The sequence below is a fragment of the Brevundimonas sp. LM2 genome, assembly GCF_002002865.1.
Lineage (GTDB): Bacteria > Pseudomonadota > Alphaproteobacteria > Caulobacterales > Caulobacteraceae > Brevundimonas.
This window is the reverse complement of sequence record NZ_CP019508.1, coordinates 3,111,130-3,129,416: the sequence shown is the minus strand read 5'-3', so window position 1 is coordinate 3,129,416 and position 18,287 is coordinate 3,111,130. Positions and strand designations below refer to the sequence as shown.

Below are 18,287 nucleotides of genomic sequence, written 5' to 3'. Positions count from 1 at the left end.
GTTCAGGCGGCGGCCGGCTGGCCACCCGAGGCCGCGCTTCCGGAGGCGGCGGTGGTCGGGCGGGTGGGCTGGCGGGCGGGTTCGGCGACGAAGGGCCGGTCGGCGGCCGCGGCGGCCCGCTGCAGCTGCAGGCTCAGGCGTTCGGCGACGGCGGCGGCGTCCGGCAGGGCGCGCATCATCGGCTGGGGGTTGACGAAGGACCAGGGGCGGACGTGCGGCCACAGGTGCGGGTAGGCGATCTTGACGTCGCCCGCGAGGCCCAGGGGGATGTCGCCCACGCCCTGGCCGTCCAGCTTCAGCCCGGCCGAGGCGACCGCGCCGTAGGGGATGTTGAAGCATTTCGACAGGGCCACGCCGTGGCGCAGCACGAACCGCTTGTTGGTCATCGTATAGACCGTGGAGCGGGCCGCCAGCCAGGCGTAGAGGGTCAACAGGGCGATCGCCGCGGCGCCCGCCGCGAGGGTCAGGACCCCCGCCGTGACCGCCTGTCCCACCGACTTGCCGGACGCCAGGCCGCTGCCGACGTTCCAGACCGCCAGCAGGCCGAAATAGCCGCCGACCAAGTGCGTGTGCAGCGCCGTCCGGGCCAGGGTGCGCCAGTCAGGGGCCCCCTGCCACAGGATGTGTTCGCCCGCCGGCAGATGCCCGGGCAGGCCGCGGACGGGTTCGTCGGCGTGTTCGTACTCGCTCATAGCCAGGGCTCCTGACGGTCCCGCGTCGCATAGAGGTGGCCGCCGCCGTAGTAGCCGACGATCCGTTCCTCCTCGAGCAGGGTAACCTGATCGGCACTCTGCGTGCCCGGGACCTCGGCGAACTGCGCCGCCGTGATGGCATTGACCTTGACCGCCCGGGCCCCGACGACCGCCATGTTCATCGGCAGCAGCACCTTGCGGGCCCCCACATCGACCTCGATGTAGCGGATCAGCTGCTCGGAGCGGTCGACCCACAGGTCAGAGACCACGCCGCCCTTCAGACCGTCGCAGCCCAGCACCGGCAGGCCCCGCGGCTCGGTGTCATGGTGCGACACCACGAAGTCCGGGGCGACGCGAATCGGCACGATCCGGGCCAGGCCGTCGATGGTCAGGTCGGGATAGTTCGGCCGCTGGGCGTAACCACCGGGGCCGATGCCGTCGAGCAGGGGATTGCCGGTCGGCTCGATCGGCGAGCCGTCGGTCATGGCGCTGCGCCGCGCGGCCAGGACCTGGGTGTCGCGGTTGTCGGCCCGCGGCAGGGTGCGGGTGCCGTGGCCGTGGGGCAGGATGAAGGTCTTGGGCTGGGCCGTGAAGAACAGACCCCCCAGCGGCTCCTTGCGCCCGGTCACGTCGTCTTCCAGCGGATAGCCTTCGCGACGGTCCTCGCGGCGCAGGTAGAAGACCAGGCCGGCGAAGAACAGGAAGAAGGCGATGAGGCAGAACTCCGCCGCATCGAAATCACCAAAGAGATAGGGACTGTCCATATCAGGGGTTCCTTTTGGACCGGGGCATCAGGCGGGCAGGTCGGCGAGGCCGAACCTTGAGAGTTCGTGGGACGCGGCGGCGGGCGGGGCGTAGCGGGCCAGGGGCCCGATCGCGGCGAGGGCGGCGAACAACAGGCCGATCTCGAGGTGATAGACGACGACATAGGCGGTCGCGGGCGTGCTCATGGCCGGGCCCAGCAGGCCGGAGTCGGCCAGGTGCGAGACCAGGTCGCGCAGGCCGCCGCCGACGAAGATGGCCAGCCCCACGGCCGTGGCCTGGACCGCGCCCCAGGCTCCGAGCGCGATCCCCGACCGGCCGTCGCGGGCCAGGGCCATGGCGCTGGTCAGGGTGCCGACCGAGAAGATCCCGCCGCCCAGACCGATCAGGACCACGCCGAGACAGAAGACCGGGGTCAGGGACAGCACGCCGCCGAAGATCACGGCCACGAAGGCCAGGATACCGAACACCAGCCCATGACCGGCCATCCGGTGCGCTTCCGCGCCCCGGCCGAGCTGCCGCGCGGCATGGGCCAGGCCGGCCAGGGTGCCGGCCGACCACAGGGCGGTCAGGGCGGTGGTCTGGCCGACCGACAGGTCCAGGATCTCGCCTCCATAGGGCTCCAGCAACACGTCCTGCATCGAGAAGGCGGCGGCCCCTAGACCCACCGCGACCAGCAGGCGGCTGGCCCGGCCCCCGGCCGAGAACTCGGCCCAGGCGGCCTTGAACTCCGCGCGAGGCTTGTCCTTGGCGGTCAGGGCCAGGTCCTGGGCCTCCTGTTTCCACAGGGCGACCATGTTCAGCACGATCGCCAGGACGGCCGCGCCCTGGACCACACCGACCAGCTTGACCTCGGCGAAGTCGGCCAGGATCAGGCCCATCAGGACGCCCGAGATCAGCATGCCGACCAGCAGCATGACATAGAGCAGGGCGACCACCCGGGGCCGCGCATGTTCGGGGGCCAGGTCGTTGGCCAGGGCTAGGCCGGCGGTCTGGGTGGTGTGCACCCCGGCCCCGACCAGCAGGAAGGCGACGACCGCCGCCAGATGGCCGATCCACGCGGCCCCGGTGCCGTGGCCGCCGCTGATCAGCAGGGCGAAGGGCATGATGGCCAGGCCGCCGAACTGCAGCAGGGATCCGAACCAGATATAGGGCCCGCGCCGCCAGCCCAGGTGCGACCGGTGGGTGTCGGACCGGTGGCCGATCAGGGCCCGCAGCGGGGCGAACAGGAAAGGAATGGCGACCATGGCCGCGACCAGGACGGCGGGCACGTTCAGCTCGACGATCAGAACCCGGTTCAGGGTGCCGGTCAGCAGGACGGTGGTCATGCCGACCGAGACCTGGAACAGCGACAGCCGCAGCAGGCGGCGCAGGGGAAGCTCGGTCGTGGCCGCATCGGCAAAGGGCAGGCAGGCGGTGATCAGGCGCGCCCACTGCGCCCGGGCGTCGCCCAGGTTCGCCTTGCGCGCGGCTCTCTCCGCTACCCTTTGCAGAAGCAGGTCGTTCAGCACCGGATCAGCTCCAGCGCCTGAGAGGTATAGAAGCCGCCCTGAACCCGGCGCGACCGGCCGACCGCACAGCCGGGCAGGGCCGCCAGACGGCGCGACAGGGCGGCGATCTGGGCGGGGGCGATGGCCGGGGCGCGGTCGGCGCGCGGGAACAGTTTCCCCGCCGCTAGCATCAGTATCAGGGCCGGGGTCCGCGGCGTGACGGTGAAGACGATCGAGCCCCGCGTCCGCGCCGACAGGGAGGCCAGCACATCGACGATGTCGTCGGTGCGGTAATGGATCAGGCTGTCCATGGCGACCACGTGGTCGAAGCTGCCCAGATCGGCCGACATCATGTCGCCCGCGCGCCAGTCGATGCTGCCCTTCAGGTCTTTCGTGGCGCGTTCGCGGGCGATGGTGACCAGGCTGGCCGAGACGTCGATGGCGACCACATCCGCACCGCGCCGGGCCGCCTCGACGGCCAGGGCCCCGGTGCCGCAGCCGGCGTCGAGGATCCGCAGGCCGCTCAGGTCGGCGGGCATCCACGACAGCAGCACATTGCGCATCTCGTCGCGGCCGGCGCGGACGGTGGCGCGGATCTTGGAGACCGGCGCGTCCGAGGTCAGCTGGGCCCAGGCGTCCAGCGCCGTGCGGTCGAAATAGTCTTGAAGACGTTCGCGATAGACGTCGTAGGAGCGCGGACCTCCAGGTCCGCCCTTGGCGGTGTTTAAGGAAGAGGCGGATCTGGAGGTCCGCGCTCCGGTGGCGTCAACGGCGGTCATGCGTCGAACCCCAGGAATTCGAAGATGTCGCGATCGCGCATCGGCTCGGCCTCGATCGGGTCCATGCCGTCCCACAGCGACTGGGCCAGGCGCATGTATTCGGCCTTGGCGGCCTCCAGGGCGGGCGAGCCGTCCATCTCGAACACGACCGACTTCTTCAGTCGGCTGCGGCGGATCTCGTCCAGGTCGGCGAAATGGGCGATGCGCTTTAGGCCGATGGCGGCGTTGAACCGGTCGATCTCGTCGGTACCGGCGCTGCGGTTGGCGATGATGCCGCCCAGACGGACCTGATAGTTCTTCGACTTGGCCTTGATGGCCGCGACGATGCGGTTCATCGCGAAGATGCTGTCGAAATCGTTGGCGGTCACCACCAGCGCCCGCTCGGCGTGCTGGAGGGGGGCGGCGAAGCCGCCGCAGACCACGTCGCCCAGCACGTCGAAAATCACCACATCGGTGTCTTCCAGCAGGTGGTGTTCCTTCAGCAGCTTGACCGTCTGGCCGACGACATAGCCGCCGCAGCCGGTGCCGGCCGGCGGGCCCCCCGCCTCGACGCAGCGCACCCCGTTGAAGCCCTCATAGACATAGTCCTCGGGGCGCAGCTCCTCGGAGTGGAAATTCACCGTCTCCAGCACGTCGATGACGGTGGGGACCAGCCGCTTGGTCAGGGTGAAGGTCGAGTCGTGCTTGGGGTCGCAGCCGATCTGCAGCACCCGCTTGCCGAGCAGGGAGAAGGCGGCCGACAGGTTGGAGCTGGTCGTCGACTTGCCGATCCCGCCCTTGCCATAGACGGCGAAGACCTTGGCCGTGCCGATGTTCAGCGTCGCGTCCATCTCGACCTGGACCGATCCGGCTCCGTCCGGGGGACGGCGCTTCAGGGTCTGGGGCATTTCGAGGGTGATGCTCATGATCGGTCCTTGGTCCTCACGCCGCCGCGGCGGGGGTGAGGCCTTCGAGGCGGTCTTCGAGTTCGTCGGCGGCGTCGCGCAGGGCCTGCAGCGTGGCCGCGTCCGGGGCCCAGTAGGCGCGGTCGGACGCTTCCAGCAGACGGTTGGCCATGCGGGCCGAGGCCTTGGGGTTCAGGGCGGCCATCCGCTCGCGCATCGCGGCGTCCAGCACGAAGGTCTCGCTGATCTCCTGATAGACCCAGGGCTGGACATCGCCGGTCGTGGCCGACCAGCCGAGGGTGTTGGTCACCTGGGCCTCGATGGCGCGGACGCCTTCGGCGCCGTGCTTCAGCTGACCCTCGAACCAGCGCGGGTTCAGCACCCGGGTGCGGCTTTCCAGCGTGACCTGTTCGGCCAGGGTGCGGACCTTGCCCTCGCCCTGGGTCTGGTCGCCGATATAGACGGGCGAGGCCTTGCCGCGCGCGCGTTCGGCCGACTTGGCCACCCCGCCCAGGGTGTCGACGTAGTGGTCGATGGTGGTGACGCCCAGGTCGACGGAGTCGAGGTTCTGATAGGCCAGGTCGATGCCGGCCAAGGCGCTGGTCAGCAGGGCTGGCTGTTTCATCGGCTTGCCGTTGCGGCCATAGGCGAAGCCCTTGCGGCTCTCGAAGGCGTCGGCCAGTTCGCCCTCCTCGGTCCAGGCCCCGGAGTCGATCAGGGAATTGACCGAGGCCCCGTAGGCCCCCTCGGCATTGGAGAAGACGCGCAGGGACGCGGTCTCCATGTCGCAGCCCAGCTTGCCCTGATGCTCCAGGGCGCGCTTGCGGACGAAATTCCGTTCGATCGGCTCGTCGGCCGTGGCGGCCAGCCAGGCGGCGTCGGCCAGCATCTTCATCTGCAGCGGCAGCAAATCGCGGAAGATGCCGGAGACCGTGGCGACCACATCGACGCGCGGCCGGCCGAGGTCCTCCAGCGACACCAGCTCGGCCCCGCACAGCCGGCCGTAGCCGTCGAAGCGCGGACGCGCCCCCATCAGGGCCATGGCCTGGGCGATCGGCCCGCCCTCGCTCTTCAGATTGTCGGTCCCCCACAGGACGATGGCCATGGATTCCGGCAGGCTGCCGGTCTCCTCGCGGTGCCTGGCCAGCAGACGGTCGGCCTGACGCACGCCATCGGCGACGGCATAGGCCGAGGGGATGCGGAAGGGGTCGAACCCGTGGATGTTGCGGCCGGTCGGCAGCATCTCGGGCGTGCGCAGCAGGTCGCCGCCCGGCGACGGCCTCACGTACCCGCCGTCCAGCGCCGCGACCAGGGCCTCCATCTCCGGGTTGGTCGACAGCGAGACATCGGTCGCCTGCAGGTGGCGGAACAGCTCGACCCCGGCGGCGTCTGAGGCCAGGCCGCTGATGCCGAGCGCCGTGCGGGCATCGGCCCCGTCGACCAGGGCCTGGACGGCCTCCCGGCCCGGCTTGGGTCCCTCGCGCGCCTCGGCCACGGCCAGCAGCAGGTCGATGCGCTCGTCCCGGCTGAAGGCCTCGCCCAGCACATGCAGGCCGTTGGGGATCAGAGTCTGTTCCAGCTCCTGCAGCGTCGCGATCAGGGCGTTGACGCGGGCTTCGTCACTCGGAGCGCGGACCTCCAGGTCCGCATCGTGCCGCGCATGCGGACCTGGAGGTCCGCGCTCCAAATTGAGCGCCTCCGCCGCCTCGAAGATCATCGGGGTCAAAGCGGCGCGTTCGGCCGAGGCCTCGATCTCGGTGGCGCGCCAGCGATCGACCAGGGCCTTCAGGTCCAGCAGGCCCTTGTACAGGCCGGCATCGTTGATCGGCGGGGTGATGTAGCTGATCAGGGTCGCGTTCGAACGCCGCTTGGCGATCATGCCCTCGGACGGGTTGTTGGCCGCATACAGATACAGGTTCGGCAGGTCGCCGATCAGCCGGTCGGGCCAGCAGGCCTCGGACAGGGAGGTCTGTTTGCCGGGCATGAACTCCAGCGCCCCGTGGGTGCCGAAATGCAGCACGGCATGGGCCCCGAAATCCTCGCGGATCCAGCGGTAGAAGGCGCTGAAGGCGTGGGTGGGGGCGAACCCGCCCTCGAACATCAGCCGCATCGGATCGCCCTCGACGCCGAAGGGCGGCTGCAGGCCGACGAACACGTTGCCGAACTGGGCCCCCAGCACGAAGATCGAGGAGCCGTTGGCCAGGGACTTGCCCGGGGCCGGGCCCCAGACCGCCTCGATGTCGTTCAGCCAGCGTTCGCGCAGGACATGCTCGTTGGCCGGGATGCGGACGTGGACATTGCCGTCCGTGCCGTAGCGGCCGGCATTGCCCTCCAGCAGCGTCTCACGCAGGGCCTCGACGCTGTCGGGGACCTCGACGGTATAGCCATCGGCGGCCAGGCGGATGAGGGTCTTGTGCAGACTGGCCCAAACCGACATCTGGGCGGCCGTTCCGGCGGCCCCGGCGTTGGGCGGGAAGTTGAACAGGACCGCCGCGATCTTGCGCTCGGCCCGCTCGGAGCGGCGCAGGGCGATCATCTTGCCGACCCGGTCGGCCAGGGTCCCGGCCCGCTCGGGACAGGCCGCCATGGCCTTGGCGTCCACGCCGGGGAAGGAGCAGCGCCGGGTGCAGCCGGTGCAGGGCGCGCCCGATCCGTCGGTGCGCCCGCCGAACATCATCGGCGCGATGCCGCCGTCCAGCTCGGGAATGGCGACCATCATCGTGGCCTCCAGCGGGAGCAGCCCCTGTCCGCCCGCGCTCCACTGCTGGAACGATTGGAACTCCAGCGGGTGGGCCGAGACGTAGGGGACGTCGAACCGCGCCAGAGCCTCGGCCGCGGCGTCGGCATTGTTGTAGGCCGGGCCCCCGACCAGGGAGAAGCCGGTCAGGTTGATCAGGGCGTCGACCACCGGACGGCCGTCCTTCATGAACAGGGCGTCCATGGCCGGGCGCGCGTCCAGCCCGTTGGCGAAGGCGGGGATGACCCGGACGCCGCGCGCCTCGAACGCCTCGATCACCCCGTCATAGTGGGCCGCGTCGCCGGCCAGCACATAGGAGCGCAGGATCACCAGGCCGACCGTGCCATTCGCACCCTCGTGGGTCGGGAGGGCGTCGACGCTCTCGGCCATCCGGCTCTCGAGCCGCGGGTGATAGACGCCGATCTCCGGATATTCGACCGGGGCGGCAGCCTTCATCGTGCCCCGCAGGGCCCGGCGCTCGCCGTCGGCGTAGCGGTCCACCAGATAGCGGACCATCGACACCATGTTCTCGGTCGAGCCCGCGAACCAGTACTGCAGGGTCAGGAAATAGGCGCGCACGTCCTGGGCCGTGCCGGGCACGAAGGCCAGGATCTTGGGCAGGCGGCGCAGCATGGCCATCTGCTTCTCGCCGGGCACGCCGCCGGTGGCCTTGGTGTTCCCGCGCAGCTTCTTCAGCATGGCCAGTGGACCCTTGGTGGACCCGTCCATGCGGTAAGGGCCCATCTTGGTCAGCTTCACGACCTCGGCCGCCGACATCATGCAGACCATGGCGTCGCATGCCTCGTTGCGGGCCTTCAGCGCCGGCAGGACCTTCTGGACGTGGTCGTCGACGAAGAGCATCGAGGCGATGACCAGGTCGCCGGTGGCGATGTCGGCCAGACAGGCCTCCAGAGCGACCGGGTCGCTGCCCCAGACCGAGGCGGCGTGCAGCGCCACGGTCAGGCCGGGCACGGTCCGGCGCAGTTCGGCCTCGGCCTGGGCCACCGCCCCGGCCAGGTGGTTGTCGAGCGTGACGATGACGACTCGCACCCGTGGCGTCGCCCCCCTTGAGTTGGGGAGGGGCGGGTGCGCGGGGTCAGCGGCTGTAGTGCGATTTCGCATCGTACAGCGTCTCCACCCCGATGGTCGCCAGGCCATGCTCCGCGGCGAAGCGTTCCGTGTTTTTCCGGGCCTTGCCGCGCACGAAGAAGGGGATCTTCCTCAGCTCGGCCTCGGCGTCGGCGGCCCAGACGATCTCCGAAGAGACCGAGGCGACTTCCGTGGAGGCCAGGACCTCGGTCTGGACCGGCACGGCCGGACGCGCGGCCCCGGCGCCGTGTCCGCCCAGATGCGATGCGCCCGCTTCGTCGGAGAACTCGAAGTCGTCGCGGAACATGTGCAGCAGGTGCTCTTCCAGCCCCATGACCAGCGGATGCACCCAGGTGTCGAACAGGACGTTGGCCCCCTCGAACCCCATCTGGGGCGAATAGCGGGCCGGGTGGTCCTGGACGTGAAAGGGGGCCGAGATGACGGCGCAGGGAATGCGCAGCCGCTTGGCGATGTGACGCTCCATCTGCGAGCCCAGCACCAGTTCGGGCTGCAGGGCCGCGATGGCGTCCTCGACCTCCAGATAGTCGTCGGTGATCAGGGCGGTCAGGCCCAGGACGGCGGCGGCGGCGCGGACCTCGCGGGCGAACTCGCGATTGTAGCAGCCCATGCCGACGACATCGAAGCCGAGCTCCTCGGAGGCCACCCGGGCCGCGGCGATGACGTGGGTGGCGTCGCCGAACACGAACACCCGCTTGCCGGTCAGATAGGTGGAATCCACCGAGCGCGACCACCAGGGCATCCGCGACGGGACGCCGTCCAGCACCGGCGCGGGATCCAGCCCGGTCAGGGCGCAGACCTCGTGGATGAAGTCGATCGTCGCGCCATAGCCCAGCGGCACCGTCTTTACCGACGGCTGCCCGCACATCTTCTCGAGCTGTTTGGCGGCCTCGCCGGCGATCTCGGGATACAGAACGATGTTGAAGTCGGCGGCCCCCAGGCGGGCGATATCGGCGGGCGTGGCCCCCAGCGGCGCGGTCACATTGATGTCGACGCCGATCCGCTCCAGCAGGCGGGTGATCTCGACCACGTCGTCGCGGTGGCGGAAGCCCAGAGCCGTGGGCCCCAGGATGTTGCAGGACGGACGGCGGCCCGCCATCGGCGTCCGCCCGACCGGCGGGGTCAGGTGACGGACCAGCTGGCGGAAGGTCTCGGCCGCGCCCCAGTTTTCCTTCTTCTGGTAGCTGGGCAGCTCCAGCGGGATGACCGGGATCGGCAGGCCGATGGCCAGGGCCATGCCCGCCGGATCGTCCTGGATCAGCTCGGCGGTGCAGGAGGCCCCGACGATCATGGCCTGGGGCTGGAAGCGGGCATGGGCGTCGATGACGGCGGTCTTGAACAGCTCGGCCGTGTCGGTGCCCAGGTCGCGCGCCTGGAAGGTGGTGTAGGTGACCGGCGGGCGGGTCCCGCGCCGCTCGATCATCGTGAACAGCAGGTCGGCGTAGGTGTCGCCTTGGGGCGCGTGCAGCACGTAGTGCAGCCCCTCCATCGCCGTGGCGATCCGCATCGCCCCGACATGGGGCGGGCCCTCATAGGTCCAGACGGTCAGCTGCACGGCGCGACCTCCCGACGGGCAGGGCGGGCGGGCACGATGGCGTCCGACAGACGGTCGCGCCGGTTCAGCGGGCGGGCGAACAGCTCGGCCAGATCGGCCGCCTGGTCGAAGCCATGCGCCGGCGAGAACACCAGCTCGATCGACCATTTGGTCGTCAGGCCTTCCATCTCCAGCGGATTGGCCAGGCCCAGGCCGCAGACCGACAGGTCGGGGCGGGCGGCGCGGCAGCGGTCCAGCTGGCGATCCACGTCCTGACCTTCGCTGAGGCGGGTCGCGCCCGGCAGCAGGGGCAGTTCCTTGGCCAGATGGGTGCGGTGCAGATAGGGGGTGCCGACTTCCAGCGGCACCATGCCCAGCTCGCGCGACAGGAACCGCGCCAGCGGCACTTCCAGCTGGCTGTCGGGGAAGAAGAAGATCGACCGGCCTTCCAGCGCGGGCCGGACCTTTTCCAGCGCGCGGGCGGCGCGTTCGCGGCCCGGGGCGACGACGGCGCGGAACTTCAGTTCGTCGACTCCGAAGGCCTGGGCGGCGGCGTGCAGCCAGTCGGTCGTGCCCTCGGCCCCGAACGGGAACAGGGCGTCCAGCCGGACCGCGCCGCGATCCTCCAGGGCCCTGCCGGTGTCGCCAAGGAAGGGCTGGGCCAGCAGGAAACGGGTGTTGGGCCCGACGCTGGGCAGGTCGGCAATCCTGCGGGCGGGCAGGGCCTCGACGCGGGCGATGTCCATGGCGGCGAACAGGCGGCGGAACTGGTCCTCGACCACGTCGGGCAGGGCCCCGACGATCAGCAGGGAGGGCTCGGCGTTCGCCGGGGCCTCGGTCATCTGCGGCACCAGGGCGGCCAGGCAGGCGTCCTCGCCCTGGGTGAAGGTGGTCTCGATGCCGCTGCCCGAATAGTTCAGCACGCGCACCTTGGGGCTGTGCTTGGCCGACAGGCGGCCGGCGGCGCGGCTGAGGTCCAGCTTGATGACCTCCGACGGGCAGGAGCCTACCAGGAACAGCAGTCTGATGTCGGGGCGGCGCGCCAGCAGACGATCGACCACCCGGTCCAGTTCGTCATTGGTGTCGGTCAGGCCGGCGAGATCCTTCTCCTCCATGATGGCGGTGGCGAAGCGCGGCTCGGCGAAGATCATCACCCCGGCCGCCGACTGGATCAGGTGGGCGCAGGTGCGCGAGCCGACGACGAGGAAGAAGGCGTCCTGCATCTTGCGATGCAGCCAGACGATTCCGGTTAATCCACAGAAAACCTCACGTTGTCCCCGCTCGCGCAGCACCGGGGCCGTCGAACATCCGCCGACGGATGAAGGCGCATCGAGGACGAAGGCCTCGCTCATGTGCCGACCAGGGCGCGCGTAGGCGTTTCCAGTCGCGCCATCCGCAGCTTCCAGACGAACTGGGCTGCGTTGATGACGTAGGCCGCATAGGCCGTCAGGGCGAGGATCAGCTGATCGCGCGGCGTGCCGATCTGAAGCAGCACCATGGTCAGGTAGGCCGTGTGCAGCGCCAGCACGAGCATCGAGAAGACGTCCTCCCAGAAGAAGGACGGGGCGAACAGGTACCGGCCGAAGACGACCTTCTCCCACACCGCGCCGGTCACCATGATGGTGTACAGCAGCATCGTCTTGATCAGGACCGAGACGGTCGCGGCGGCCGCGCCTTCACCGGTCGCCAGGTAGCGGATGACGAAGACGACACTGATGCCGAAGGCCAGGAACTGGACCGGGGCCAGGACGCCCTGGACCAGGGTCCAGACCGTCGTGTTGCGCCGGACGCGCTCGTCCGGCGTGTAGAGCGGGCGGGCCACCATACTGACCCCCGCGCCGACATGGATCACGCTGTGCTGGCCGGTGTGGGCGGTCCACGGACAGGGGGCCAGCCGATCGATCAAGCCGCTGAACTGGCGGTTCAGCGTCGCCTTCAGGCCGCTGTTGAAAGGGCTGTGGTGGCCCGCTGAATGATGGATCGCGCTCGACGACATCGACCGACTCCGGTCGCCCCCGGATAGGGACGATATCGAAACCTAGGTCCGTCTCTACGCATGTGTCAAATAGATTGGACGTAAATACCATTTGACACTTGGAGGCGGGGGCGCGGCTTGACTCGAGCGCCGTTCGGTGGACCCAATGTCGCCTGTAAGTGGAAGTGACGGGCCTGCGCCCAGTCCCGCAATCCAGGAGATCGCCATCTCAGGCGACCGGAGCGGGCCAGGGCATGCGACGGTCCGGCGGCCTCTCCCAAGGCCGCCGGTTGGATGAGGAAACACTTCGCCGGGTGGGTGGGGATCACGCCTGACGTACCAGATCACGCTCCGGGGAGGAGGGTCGATGGCCTACGTTCACCGCGCCGAGGGCGCGCCCGACAGAACCGCGCCGCCCTCGGGCGATGGTGAGAACGTTCTGCGGTTCCGACGCGCCGGGGCGGAGCGCAAGGATGTGCCCTCGCCGATCGACCTGGCCCAGCTGATCGAGGGCGAGATCATCCCCCGACTGCTCGCCGCCCACCAGAACGGCCGCAGCGAAGTCATCCCCATGAACCTGGGCGTCATCGCCTCGGATGAACTGGCAGCCTTCGCGCGCGATGCGATGGTCGCCGACCTGGCGCGCCTGGTCGATCAGGTCGAGTTCCTGATGCGCCGCGGCGTCTCCGTCGAGGGAATCTATTTCGAGCTGCTGTCGCCCGCGGCCAAGCTGCTCGGCGAGTGGTGGGAGCGGGATGACTGCACCTTCGCCGACGTGACCGTCGGCCTGTGCCGGCTGCAGCAGCTGGTCTATGAGTTCGCCGACCGCGTCCATGTCGAAGATGGCGGGGGCGATGGGCGCACGGCGCTGTTCGCCCTGACCCCCGGCGATCAGCACTCCTTCGGACTGATCATGGTGGTCGAGTATTTCCGGCAGGCGGGCTGGCGCACCATCTGCATGCCCGACGCGACCGCCCAGGATCTGGAGGCGCTCGTCCAGGCCGAACGCTTCGACCTGATCGGCTTCTCCATGGCCAATGAACGCTGGCTGGAGCCCCTGACGCCGCTGATCGCGCGCCTGCGCGCCGTGTCGCGAAACGGTGCGGTGCGGGTCATGGTCGGCGGAAGGGCCTTTTCCGACCACCCCGAACGGGTCGTCCAGGTCGGGGCCGACCAGACCGCCACGGATGCGCGCGAGGCGGTGAAGACCGCCGCGCGGCTATTCGCTTCCCAACACTCCGCAGCTTGAAGAAGCGGCACAGGACCGATAATGGCCTTTGATGACCCTTCTTTCGTCCCCGCCGGTCACTATGCCGTTCCGGCGTCCCGCGACGGCGCTTGAGGGACTGACCGTCGAGGCCACGGCGGGCGTGGTCGCGGCTGCCAGCGACGTCGCCCTCGTGCTGGATCGCGACGGCATCGTGCGCGACGCGGCGGTCTCGTCCAACGACCTGGCGCGCAACGGGATCGGCGACTGGGTGGACCAGCCGTGGATCGAGACGGTCACGGGCGAGAGCCGACACAAGATCTCCGAAATGCTGGCCGACGCCGCCGCGGGCAAGCCGTCACGCTGGCGCGAGATCAATCATCCGGCCGACGACGGCGATGTACCGATCCGTTATTTCGCCCTGAGCGCCGGCGACGACGGTCGCGTCATCGTGCTGGGCCGCGATCTGCAGGGCTCCGCCGCGCTGCAGCAGCGGCTGATGCAGGTTCAGCAGTCGGTCGAGCGCGACTATCTGCGCCTGCGTCAGGCCGAGGCGCGCTATCGCCTGCTGTTCCAGAGCGCGTCCGAGGCCGTGCTGATCCTGGACGCCCCCAGCCGCAAGATCCGCGAGGCCAATCCCGCCGTGGCCCGGATCACCGGCCGCGAGGAAAGCGGCCTGCTCGGGCAGGGTTTCAGCGTCCTGCTGGACCGCGCCAGCCAGACGGACGCCGCCGACCTGCTGGACTCGGCCACCAGCAGCACGGCCAGCGAAGCGGTCTCGGTCAAACTGGCCAATGGCAGCCGCTGCCTGCTGTCCGCCTCCATGTTCCGTCATGACCGCACCGCCTCCCTGCTGGTCCGGTTGACGCCCGATGCGATCGCCCAGGGAATCGATCCCAATGCGGCCCTGACGGCGGTGCTGGCGCGCATTTCGGATGCCTTCGTGGTCACCGACACCGACCTGCGGATCCTGACGGCCAACCCGGCCTTCCTGGACCTGACCCATCTGGCCAGCCGGGAAGAGGCGACCAACCTGCCGCTGGACCGGTTCGTGGGCCGGCCGCAGATCGATCTGAAGATCATGCTGGCGCAGCTGCGCGACCATGGCGCGCTGCGCAACTTCGCCACCGTCGTCCGCAGCCAGTTCGGCGATCAGGAAGACGTCGAGGTCACCGCCGTGGTGGTGCCCGACGACACCCGCCCCACCTATGGCTTCAGCATCCGCAACGTCGCCCGCCGCCCGGCCCCGGCCCCCGTCGCGGCTCCGATCGGTGGGCCCGTGTCGCAGTCGGTCGAGCAGCTGACGCATCTGATCGGCCGCGTGCCGATGAAGGACATCGTGCGCGAATCCACCGACCTGATCGAGAAACTGTGCATCGAGGCGGCCCTGACCCTCACGTCGGACAACCGCGCCTCGGCCGCCGATGTCCTCGGGCTCAGCCGCCAGAGCCTCTACTCCAAACTCCGGCGCTACGGCCTCGGCGACCTCGACGACTGAGCCACCGCGCTCTCAGCCAGCGAGGCTGACGAGCCGACGTTAGCGCCTTTAAACCGCGCTCAAGCAGCGAGGCTCCGCGAGCCCAGCGGTAGCGCGCCTTAAAGACTGTCAATCCACGTTGACACTTTCGACTGTCCAAGCGACGGTGCGGTATGGCCAGCACGCTCGACACGCCGACGCTTTCCATCCCCTCTCCGGCGGCGGTGCTGGTGCTGTTCAAGCCCGTCACCTGGTTCCCGCCGATGTGGGCCTTCATGTGCGGCGTGGTCTCGTCGGGTATGCCGTTCCAGGATCGTTGGCCGTTCCTGATCGCGGGAATCGCCCTGACGGGTCCGCTCGTCTGTGCCACCAGCCAGGCGGTCAACGACTGGTTCGATCGGCATGTCGACGCGATCAACGAACCCGCCCGCCCCATTCCCTCGGGCCGAATCCCCGGTCGGTGGGGGCTCTATATCGCCGTCCTGTGGACCGGCCTATCGGTCGTCGTGGCGGCCCTGACCGGCCCCTGGGTGCTGGGCGCGACCCTGCTGGGTTTGGCCCTCGCCTGGGCCTACAGCGCCCCGCCGTTCCGGCTGAAGCGCGACGGGGTGACGGGCCCCTTCGCCGTGGCCCTGTCCTATGAGGGTCTGACCTGGTTCACAGGCGCCGCCGTCATGGCCGGGGCCCTGCCGCACGCCCCGGTGCTGGTGCTGGCCGCCCTCTACAGCTTCGGGGCCTATGGCATCATGGTCCTGAACGACTTCAAGGCGGTCGAGGGCGACCGCCGGCTGGGGCTGAAATCCCTGCCGGCCGAGCTGGGCGTCGACTCCGCCGCCCGCATCGCCTGCGCCGTCATGGCGGCCCCCCAGGTGATCGTGCTGACTCTGCTGCTGGTGGCCTGGAACCAGCCCTGGCACGCCCTGGCGGTCGCGGCCCTGCTGGCGGTGCAGTTGGGTCTGATGGCCCGGCTGCTCGGCGATCCGCGCAAATTCACCCCCTGGTACAACGCCACGGGCACCACGCTGTATGTGATCGGCATGCTGGTCTCCGCCTTCGCCGTGCGTGGCCTGGCGGGAGGTGCCGCATGACCCGCGCGCCCTTGGGATGGCTGGGCATCGTCCGGCTGGGCCTGGTCCAGGCCTCGCTGGGCTCGATCGTGGTCCTGACCACCTCGACCCTCAACCGGGTGATGGCGGTGGAGCTGGCCCTGCCCGTGGCCCTGCCCGCCGCCCTGGTCGCCTGGCACTATGGGGTCCAGCTGTCGCGCCCCCGCTGGGGCCATGGCTCGGACATGGGCCGTCGCCGCACCCCCTGGATCATCGGCGGCATGGGAGTCCTCGCCCTGGGGGCGCTGCTGGCCGCCAATGCCACGGCCCTCATGGCGGGCTCTCCGGTCGCCGGGATCGTCCTGGCCCTGGTCGCCTACAGCCTGATCGGCGCGGGCGTCGGAGCCTCGGGCACCTCGCTGCTGGCCCTGCTGGCCACCCGGGTGACGCCGGCGCGCCGTCCGGCCGCCGCGGCCCTGACCTGGATCCTGATGATCGTCGGCATCGTCATCACCGCCGGGGTGGCGGGGGCCCTGCTGGATCCCTTTTCGATGCAGCGCCTGGCCCTGATCGCCAGCGGCATCGCCCTGATCGCCTTCGTCGTGACGCTGCTCGGCGTCTGGGGCGTGGAGGGCGAGGCCGTGCCGGTCCCTGCCTCGGCCGAGCCGAGGCCGAGCTTCAACGCCGTGCTGAAAGAGACCCTGGCCGACCCCCGCGCCCGCCTGTTCGGCGTCTTCGTCTTCGTGTCGATGGTGGCCTACAGCGCTCAGGACCTGATCCTGGAGCCCTTCGCCGGCCTGGTCTTCGGCATGACGCCGGGGCAGTCGACCCAGATGTCGGGCGTTCAGCACGGCGGCGTCCTGCTGGGCATGATCCTGGTCGGGGCGGCGGGCGGTCTGGTCGGCGGACGCGGCCAGGGCTGGATGCGTGGCTGGACCATCCTCGGCTGCGTCGGCTCGGCGGCCGCCCTGATCCTGCTGGCGGTGGCCGCTTCGGTCGGCCCAGGCTGGCCGATCTCGCCGACCGTCTTCGGCCTCGGCGTCTTCAACGGCGTCTTCGCGGTCGCGGCCATCGGCTCGATGATGGCGCTGGCCGGGGCGGACGCGGACGGACAGCCGGCCGGCGGCCGCGAGGGCATCCGCATGGGCGTCTGGGGCGCGGCCCAGGCGATCGCCTTCGCGCTGGGCGGCTTCCTTGGCGCGGTCGGGGTCGACCTCGGCCGCCGCGTCTTTGCCCAGGACGCCACCGCCTTCCTGACCGTCTTCGCCCTCGAGGCAGCCCTGTTCATCGCCGCCGCCGTCATCGCCACCCGCATCGGCGGGGCCGCGCGCCCGGCCGCCCCCGCCTTTACCCCCGTTCCAGGAGCCGACCATGTCCAGGCCTGAACCCGGCATCGTCGCGGAAACCTTCGACTGCGTCGTCGTCGGCGGCGGTCCGTCCGGATCGACCGCCGCACGCCATCTGGCCCAGCAGGGCCGCACCGTCCTGCTGCTGGATCGCCAGGGCCGCATCAAGCCGTGCGGCGGGGCCATCCCGCCCCGGCTGATCAAGGATTTCGACATCCCCGACGGCCTGATCTGCGCCAAGGCCAATGAGGCCCGCATGATCGCCCCGTCGGACCGCCGCGTCCTGATGCCGATCGAGGGCGGCTATGTCGGCATGGTCAACCGCGAGGCCTTCGACGAATGGCTGCGCGCCCGGGCCGAAAGCGCCGGGGCCCAGCGCCGCACCGGCACCTTCGACCGCATCGAGCGCGAGGCCGACGGCTCCGCCCTGGTCGTGTATCGGCCGGCCGGCGCGGCGAAGGACGACCCGGCCATCACGGTCCGCGCCCGCACCATCATCGGCGCCGACGGGGCCCGGTCGAACGTCGCCGCCCAGGCGGTCAAGGGGGCCGACAAACAGCGCTACGTCTTCGCCTATCACGAGATCATCAAGGCCCCCGCCGCCGGGGCCGCCGACTTCGAGCCCCGGCGCTGCGACGTCTGGTACCAGGGCAAGCTGTCGCCCGACTTCTACGCCTGGATCTTCCCGCACGGGGATACGGCGTCCATCGGGGTCGGCTCGATGCAGAAGGGCTTCTCCCTGCGGACCGCCGTCACCGCCCTGCGCCAGGTGGCCGGCCTGACCGACTGCGAGACCGTTCGCACCGAAGGCGCACCGATCCCGCTCAAGCCGATGAAACGCTGGGACAACGGCCGCGACGTCGTCCTGGCGGGGGACGCCGCCGGCGTGGTGGCTCCGGCCTCCGGGGAGGGAATCTACTATGCCATGGAGGGCGGCCGACTGGCGGCGGAAGCCGTCGAAGCGACCCTGTCGACGGGCCGGGCCAAGGCCCTGACCCAGGCGCGCAAGCGGTTCATGAAGGCCCATGGCAAGGTCTTCATGGTCCTCGGGATCATGCAGCATTTCTGGTACCGCTCCGACAAGCGGCGCGAGCGGTTCGTCGGCCTGTGCGACGACCCCGACATCCAGGAACTGACCTGGCAGGCCTATATGAACAAGGAACTGGTCAGGGCCAAACCCGCCGCCCACGCCCGCATCTTCCTCAAGGACATGGGCCAGCTGCTGGGCCTGCGCGCGGCGTGAGACGTCGG

The 18,287-nt window shown here is 70.0% G+C and carries 14 protein-coding genes; 5 read left to right on the top strand and 9 right to left on the bottom strand.

The genetic code is table 11. The annotated features are described in order from the left end of the window. Positions 1–2: 2 nt before the first annotated feature. Genes puhB through bchF form a run of 9 tightly spaced genes read right to left on the bottom strand, consistent with a single transcriptional unit; the run spans position 3 to position 11,981 of the window. A complete protein-coding gene (gene puhB, locus BZG35_RS15510; RefSeq protein WP_077356995.1) occupies positions 3–692 on the bottom strand; it encodes a photosynthetic complex putative assembly protein PuhB in 690 nt (229 codons plus the stop codon). Continuing rightward, positions 689–1,456, bottom strand: coding sequence for a photosynthetic reaction center subunit H (gene puhA / locus BZG35_RS15505; protein ID WP_077356993.1), 768 nt, complete (start codon positions 1,454–1,456; stop codon positions 689–691). Before puhA ends, puhB begins: the two co-directional genes overlap by 4 nt. A gap of 27 nt (positions 1,457–1,483) precedes the next feature. Then, positions 1,484–2,965, bottom strand: a complete 1,482-nt coding sequence (locus tag BZG35_RS15500; protein ID WP_077356991.1) for a BCD family MFS transporter — start codon at positions 2,963–2,965, stop codon at positions 1,484–1,486. After that, on the bottom strand, positions 2,959–3,723 hold the full coding sequence (gene bchM / locus BZG35_RS15495; RefSeq protein WP_077356989.1) for a magnesium protoporphyrin IX methyltransferase: 765 nt from the start codon (positions 3,721–3,723) through the stop codon (positions 2,959–2,961). Before bchM ends, BZG35_RS15500 begins: the two co-directional genes overlap by 7 nt. Next, a complete protein-coding gene (gene bchL / locus BZG35_RS15490; protein WP_216351934.1) occupies positions 3,720–4,610 on the bottom strand; it encodes a ferredoxin:protochlorophyllide reductase (ATP-dependent) iron-sulfur ATP-binding protein in 891 nt (296 codons plus the stop codon). The genes bchM and bchL overlap by 4 nt, the downstream gene beginning before the upstream one ends. Before the next feature lie 34 nt (positions 4,611–4,644). Continuing rightward, positions 4,645–8,394: a magnesium chelatase subunit H gene (locus BZG35_RS15485; protein WP_253189198.1), complete on the bottom strand. Its 3,750-nt coding sequence runs from the start codon at positions 8,392–8,394 to the stop codon at positions 4,645–4,647. 46 nt (positions 8,395–8,440) lie between these two features. Beyond that, positions 8,441–10,006: a ferredoxin:protochlorophyllide reductase (ATP-dependent) subunit B gene (gene bchB, locus BZG35_RS15480; protein WP_077356983.1), complete on the bottom strand. Its 1,566-nt coding sequence runs from the start codon at positions 10,004–10,006 to the stop codon at positions 8,441–8,443. Further along, positions 9,997–11,337: a ferredoxin:protochlorophyllide reductase (ATP-dependent) subunit N gene (locus BZG35_RS15475; protein ID WP_077356981.1), complete on the bottom strand. Its 1,341-nt coding sequence runs from the start codon at positions 11,335–11,337 to the stop codon at positions 9,997–9,999. The genes bchB and BZG35_RS15475 overlap by 10 nt, the downstream gene beginning before the upstream one ends. Beyond that, the gene (gene bchF, locus BZG35_RS15470) at positions 11,334–11,981 is read right to left on the bottom strand and encodes a 2-vinyl bacteriochlorophyllide hydratase (protein WP_077356979.1); all 648 of its coding nucleotides are present in this window, start codon (positions 11,979–11,981) and stop codon (positions 11,334–11,336) included. Before bchF ends, BZG35_RS15475 begins: the two co-directional genes overlap by 4 nt. 346 nt (positions 11,982–12,327) lie before the next feature. On the opposite strand from bchF, the gene BZG35_RS15465 reads away from it, so the two are divergent. The 5 genes from BZG35_RS15465 (at position 12,328) to BZG35_RS15445 (ending at position 18,279) form a co-directional block, all read left to right on the top strand. After that, entirely contained in the window at positions 12,328–13,209 is an 882-nt protein-coding gene (locus BZG35_RS15465; RefSeq protein WP_077356977.1) for a B12-binding domain-containing protein, read from the top strand. 31 nt (positions 13,210–13,240) lie between these two features. Further along, positions 13,241–14,665 carry a transcriptional regulator PpsR gene (gene ppsR, locus BZG35_RS15460; protein ID WP_077356975.1) on the top strand — a complete coding sequence of 475 codons (1,425 nt, stop codon included), beginning with the start codon at positions 13,241–13,243 and terminating at the stop codon, positions 14,663–14,665. 152 nt (positions 14,666–14,817) lie between these two features. Continuing rightward, positions 14,818–15,732, top strand: a complete 915-nt coding sequence (gene chlG / locus BZG35_RS15455) for a chlorophyll synthase ChlG (RefSeq protein WP_077356973.1) — start codon at positions 14,818–14,820, stop codon at positions 15,730–15,732. Then, positions 15,729–17,075, top strand: coding sequence for a BCD family MFS transporter (locus tag BZG35_RS15450; RefSeq protein WP_077356971.1), 1,347 nt, complete (start codon positions 15,729–15,731; stop codon positions 17,073–17,075). The genes chlG and BZG35_RS15450 overlap by 4 nt, the downstream gene beginning before the upstream one ends. Beyond that, on the top strand, positions 17,062–18,279 hold the full coding sequence (locus tag BZG35_RS15445; RefSeq protein WP_077356969.1) for a geranylgeranyl diphosphate reductase: 1,218 nt from the start codon (positions 17,062–17,064) through the stop codon (positions 18,277–18,279). The genes BZG35_RS15450 and BZG35_RS15445 overlap by 14 nt, the downstream gene beginning before the upstream one ends. The last annotated feature ends 8 nt before the right edge of the window (positions 18,280–18,287 follow it).

Bases quoted from the DNA above. Each gene is read 5' to 3' on its own strand.
- puhB (WP_077356995.1), bottom strand. From the start codon at position 692: ATGAGCGAGTACGAACACGCCGACGAACCCGTCCGCGGCCTGCCCGGG.
- puhA (WP_077356993.1), bottom strand. From the start codon at position 1,456: ATGGACAGTCCCTATCTCTTTGGTGATTTCGATGCGGCGGAGTTCTGC.
- bchM (WP_077356989.1), bottom strand. From the start codon at position 3,723: ATGACCGCCGTTGACGCCACCGGAGCGCGGACCTCCAGATCCGCCTCT.
- bchL (WP_216351934.1), bottom strand. From the start codon at position 4,610: ATGCCCCAGACCCTGAAGCGCCGTCCCCCGGACGGAGCCGGATCGGTC.
- BZG35_RS15475 (WP_077356981.1), bottom strand. From the start codon at position 11,337: ATGAGCGAGGCCTTCGTCCTCGATGCGCCTTCATCCGTCGGCGGATGT.
- bchF (WP_077356979.1), bottom strand. From the start codon at position 11,981: ATGTCGTCGAGCGCGATCCATCATTCAGCGGGCCACCACAGCCCTTTC.
- BZG35_RS15465 (WP_077356977.1), top strand. From the start codon at position 12,328: ATGGCCTACGTTCACCGCGCCGAGGGCGCGCCCGACAGAACCGCGCCG.
- ppsR (WP_077356975.1), top strand. From the start codon at position 13,241: ATGACCCTTCTTTCGTCCCCGCCGGTCACTATGCCGTTCCGGCGTCCC.
- chlG (WP_077356973.1), top strand. From the start codon at position 14,818: ATGGCCAGCACGCTCGACACGCCGACGCTTTCCATCCCCTCTCCGGCG.
- BZG35_RS15450 (WP_077356971.1), top strand. From the start codon at position 15,729: ATGACCCGCGCGCCCTTGGGATGGCTGGGCATCGTCCGGCTGGGCCTG.
- BZG35_RS15445 (WP_077356969.1), top strand. From the start codon at position 17,062: ATGTCCAGGCCTGAACCCGGCATCGTCGCGGAAACCTTCGACTGCGTC.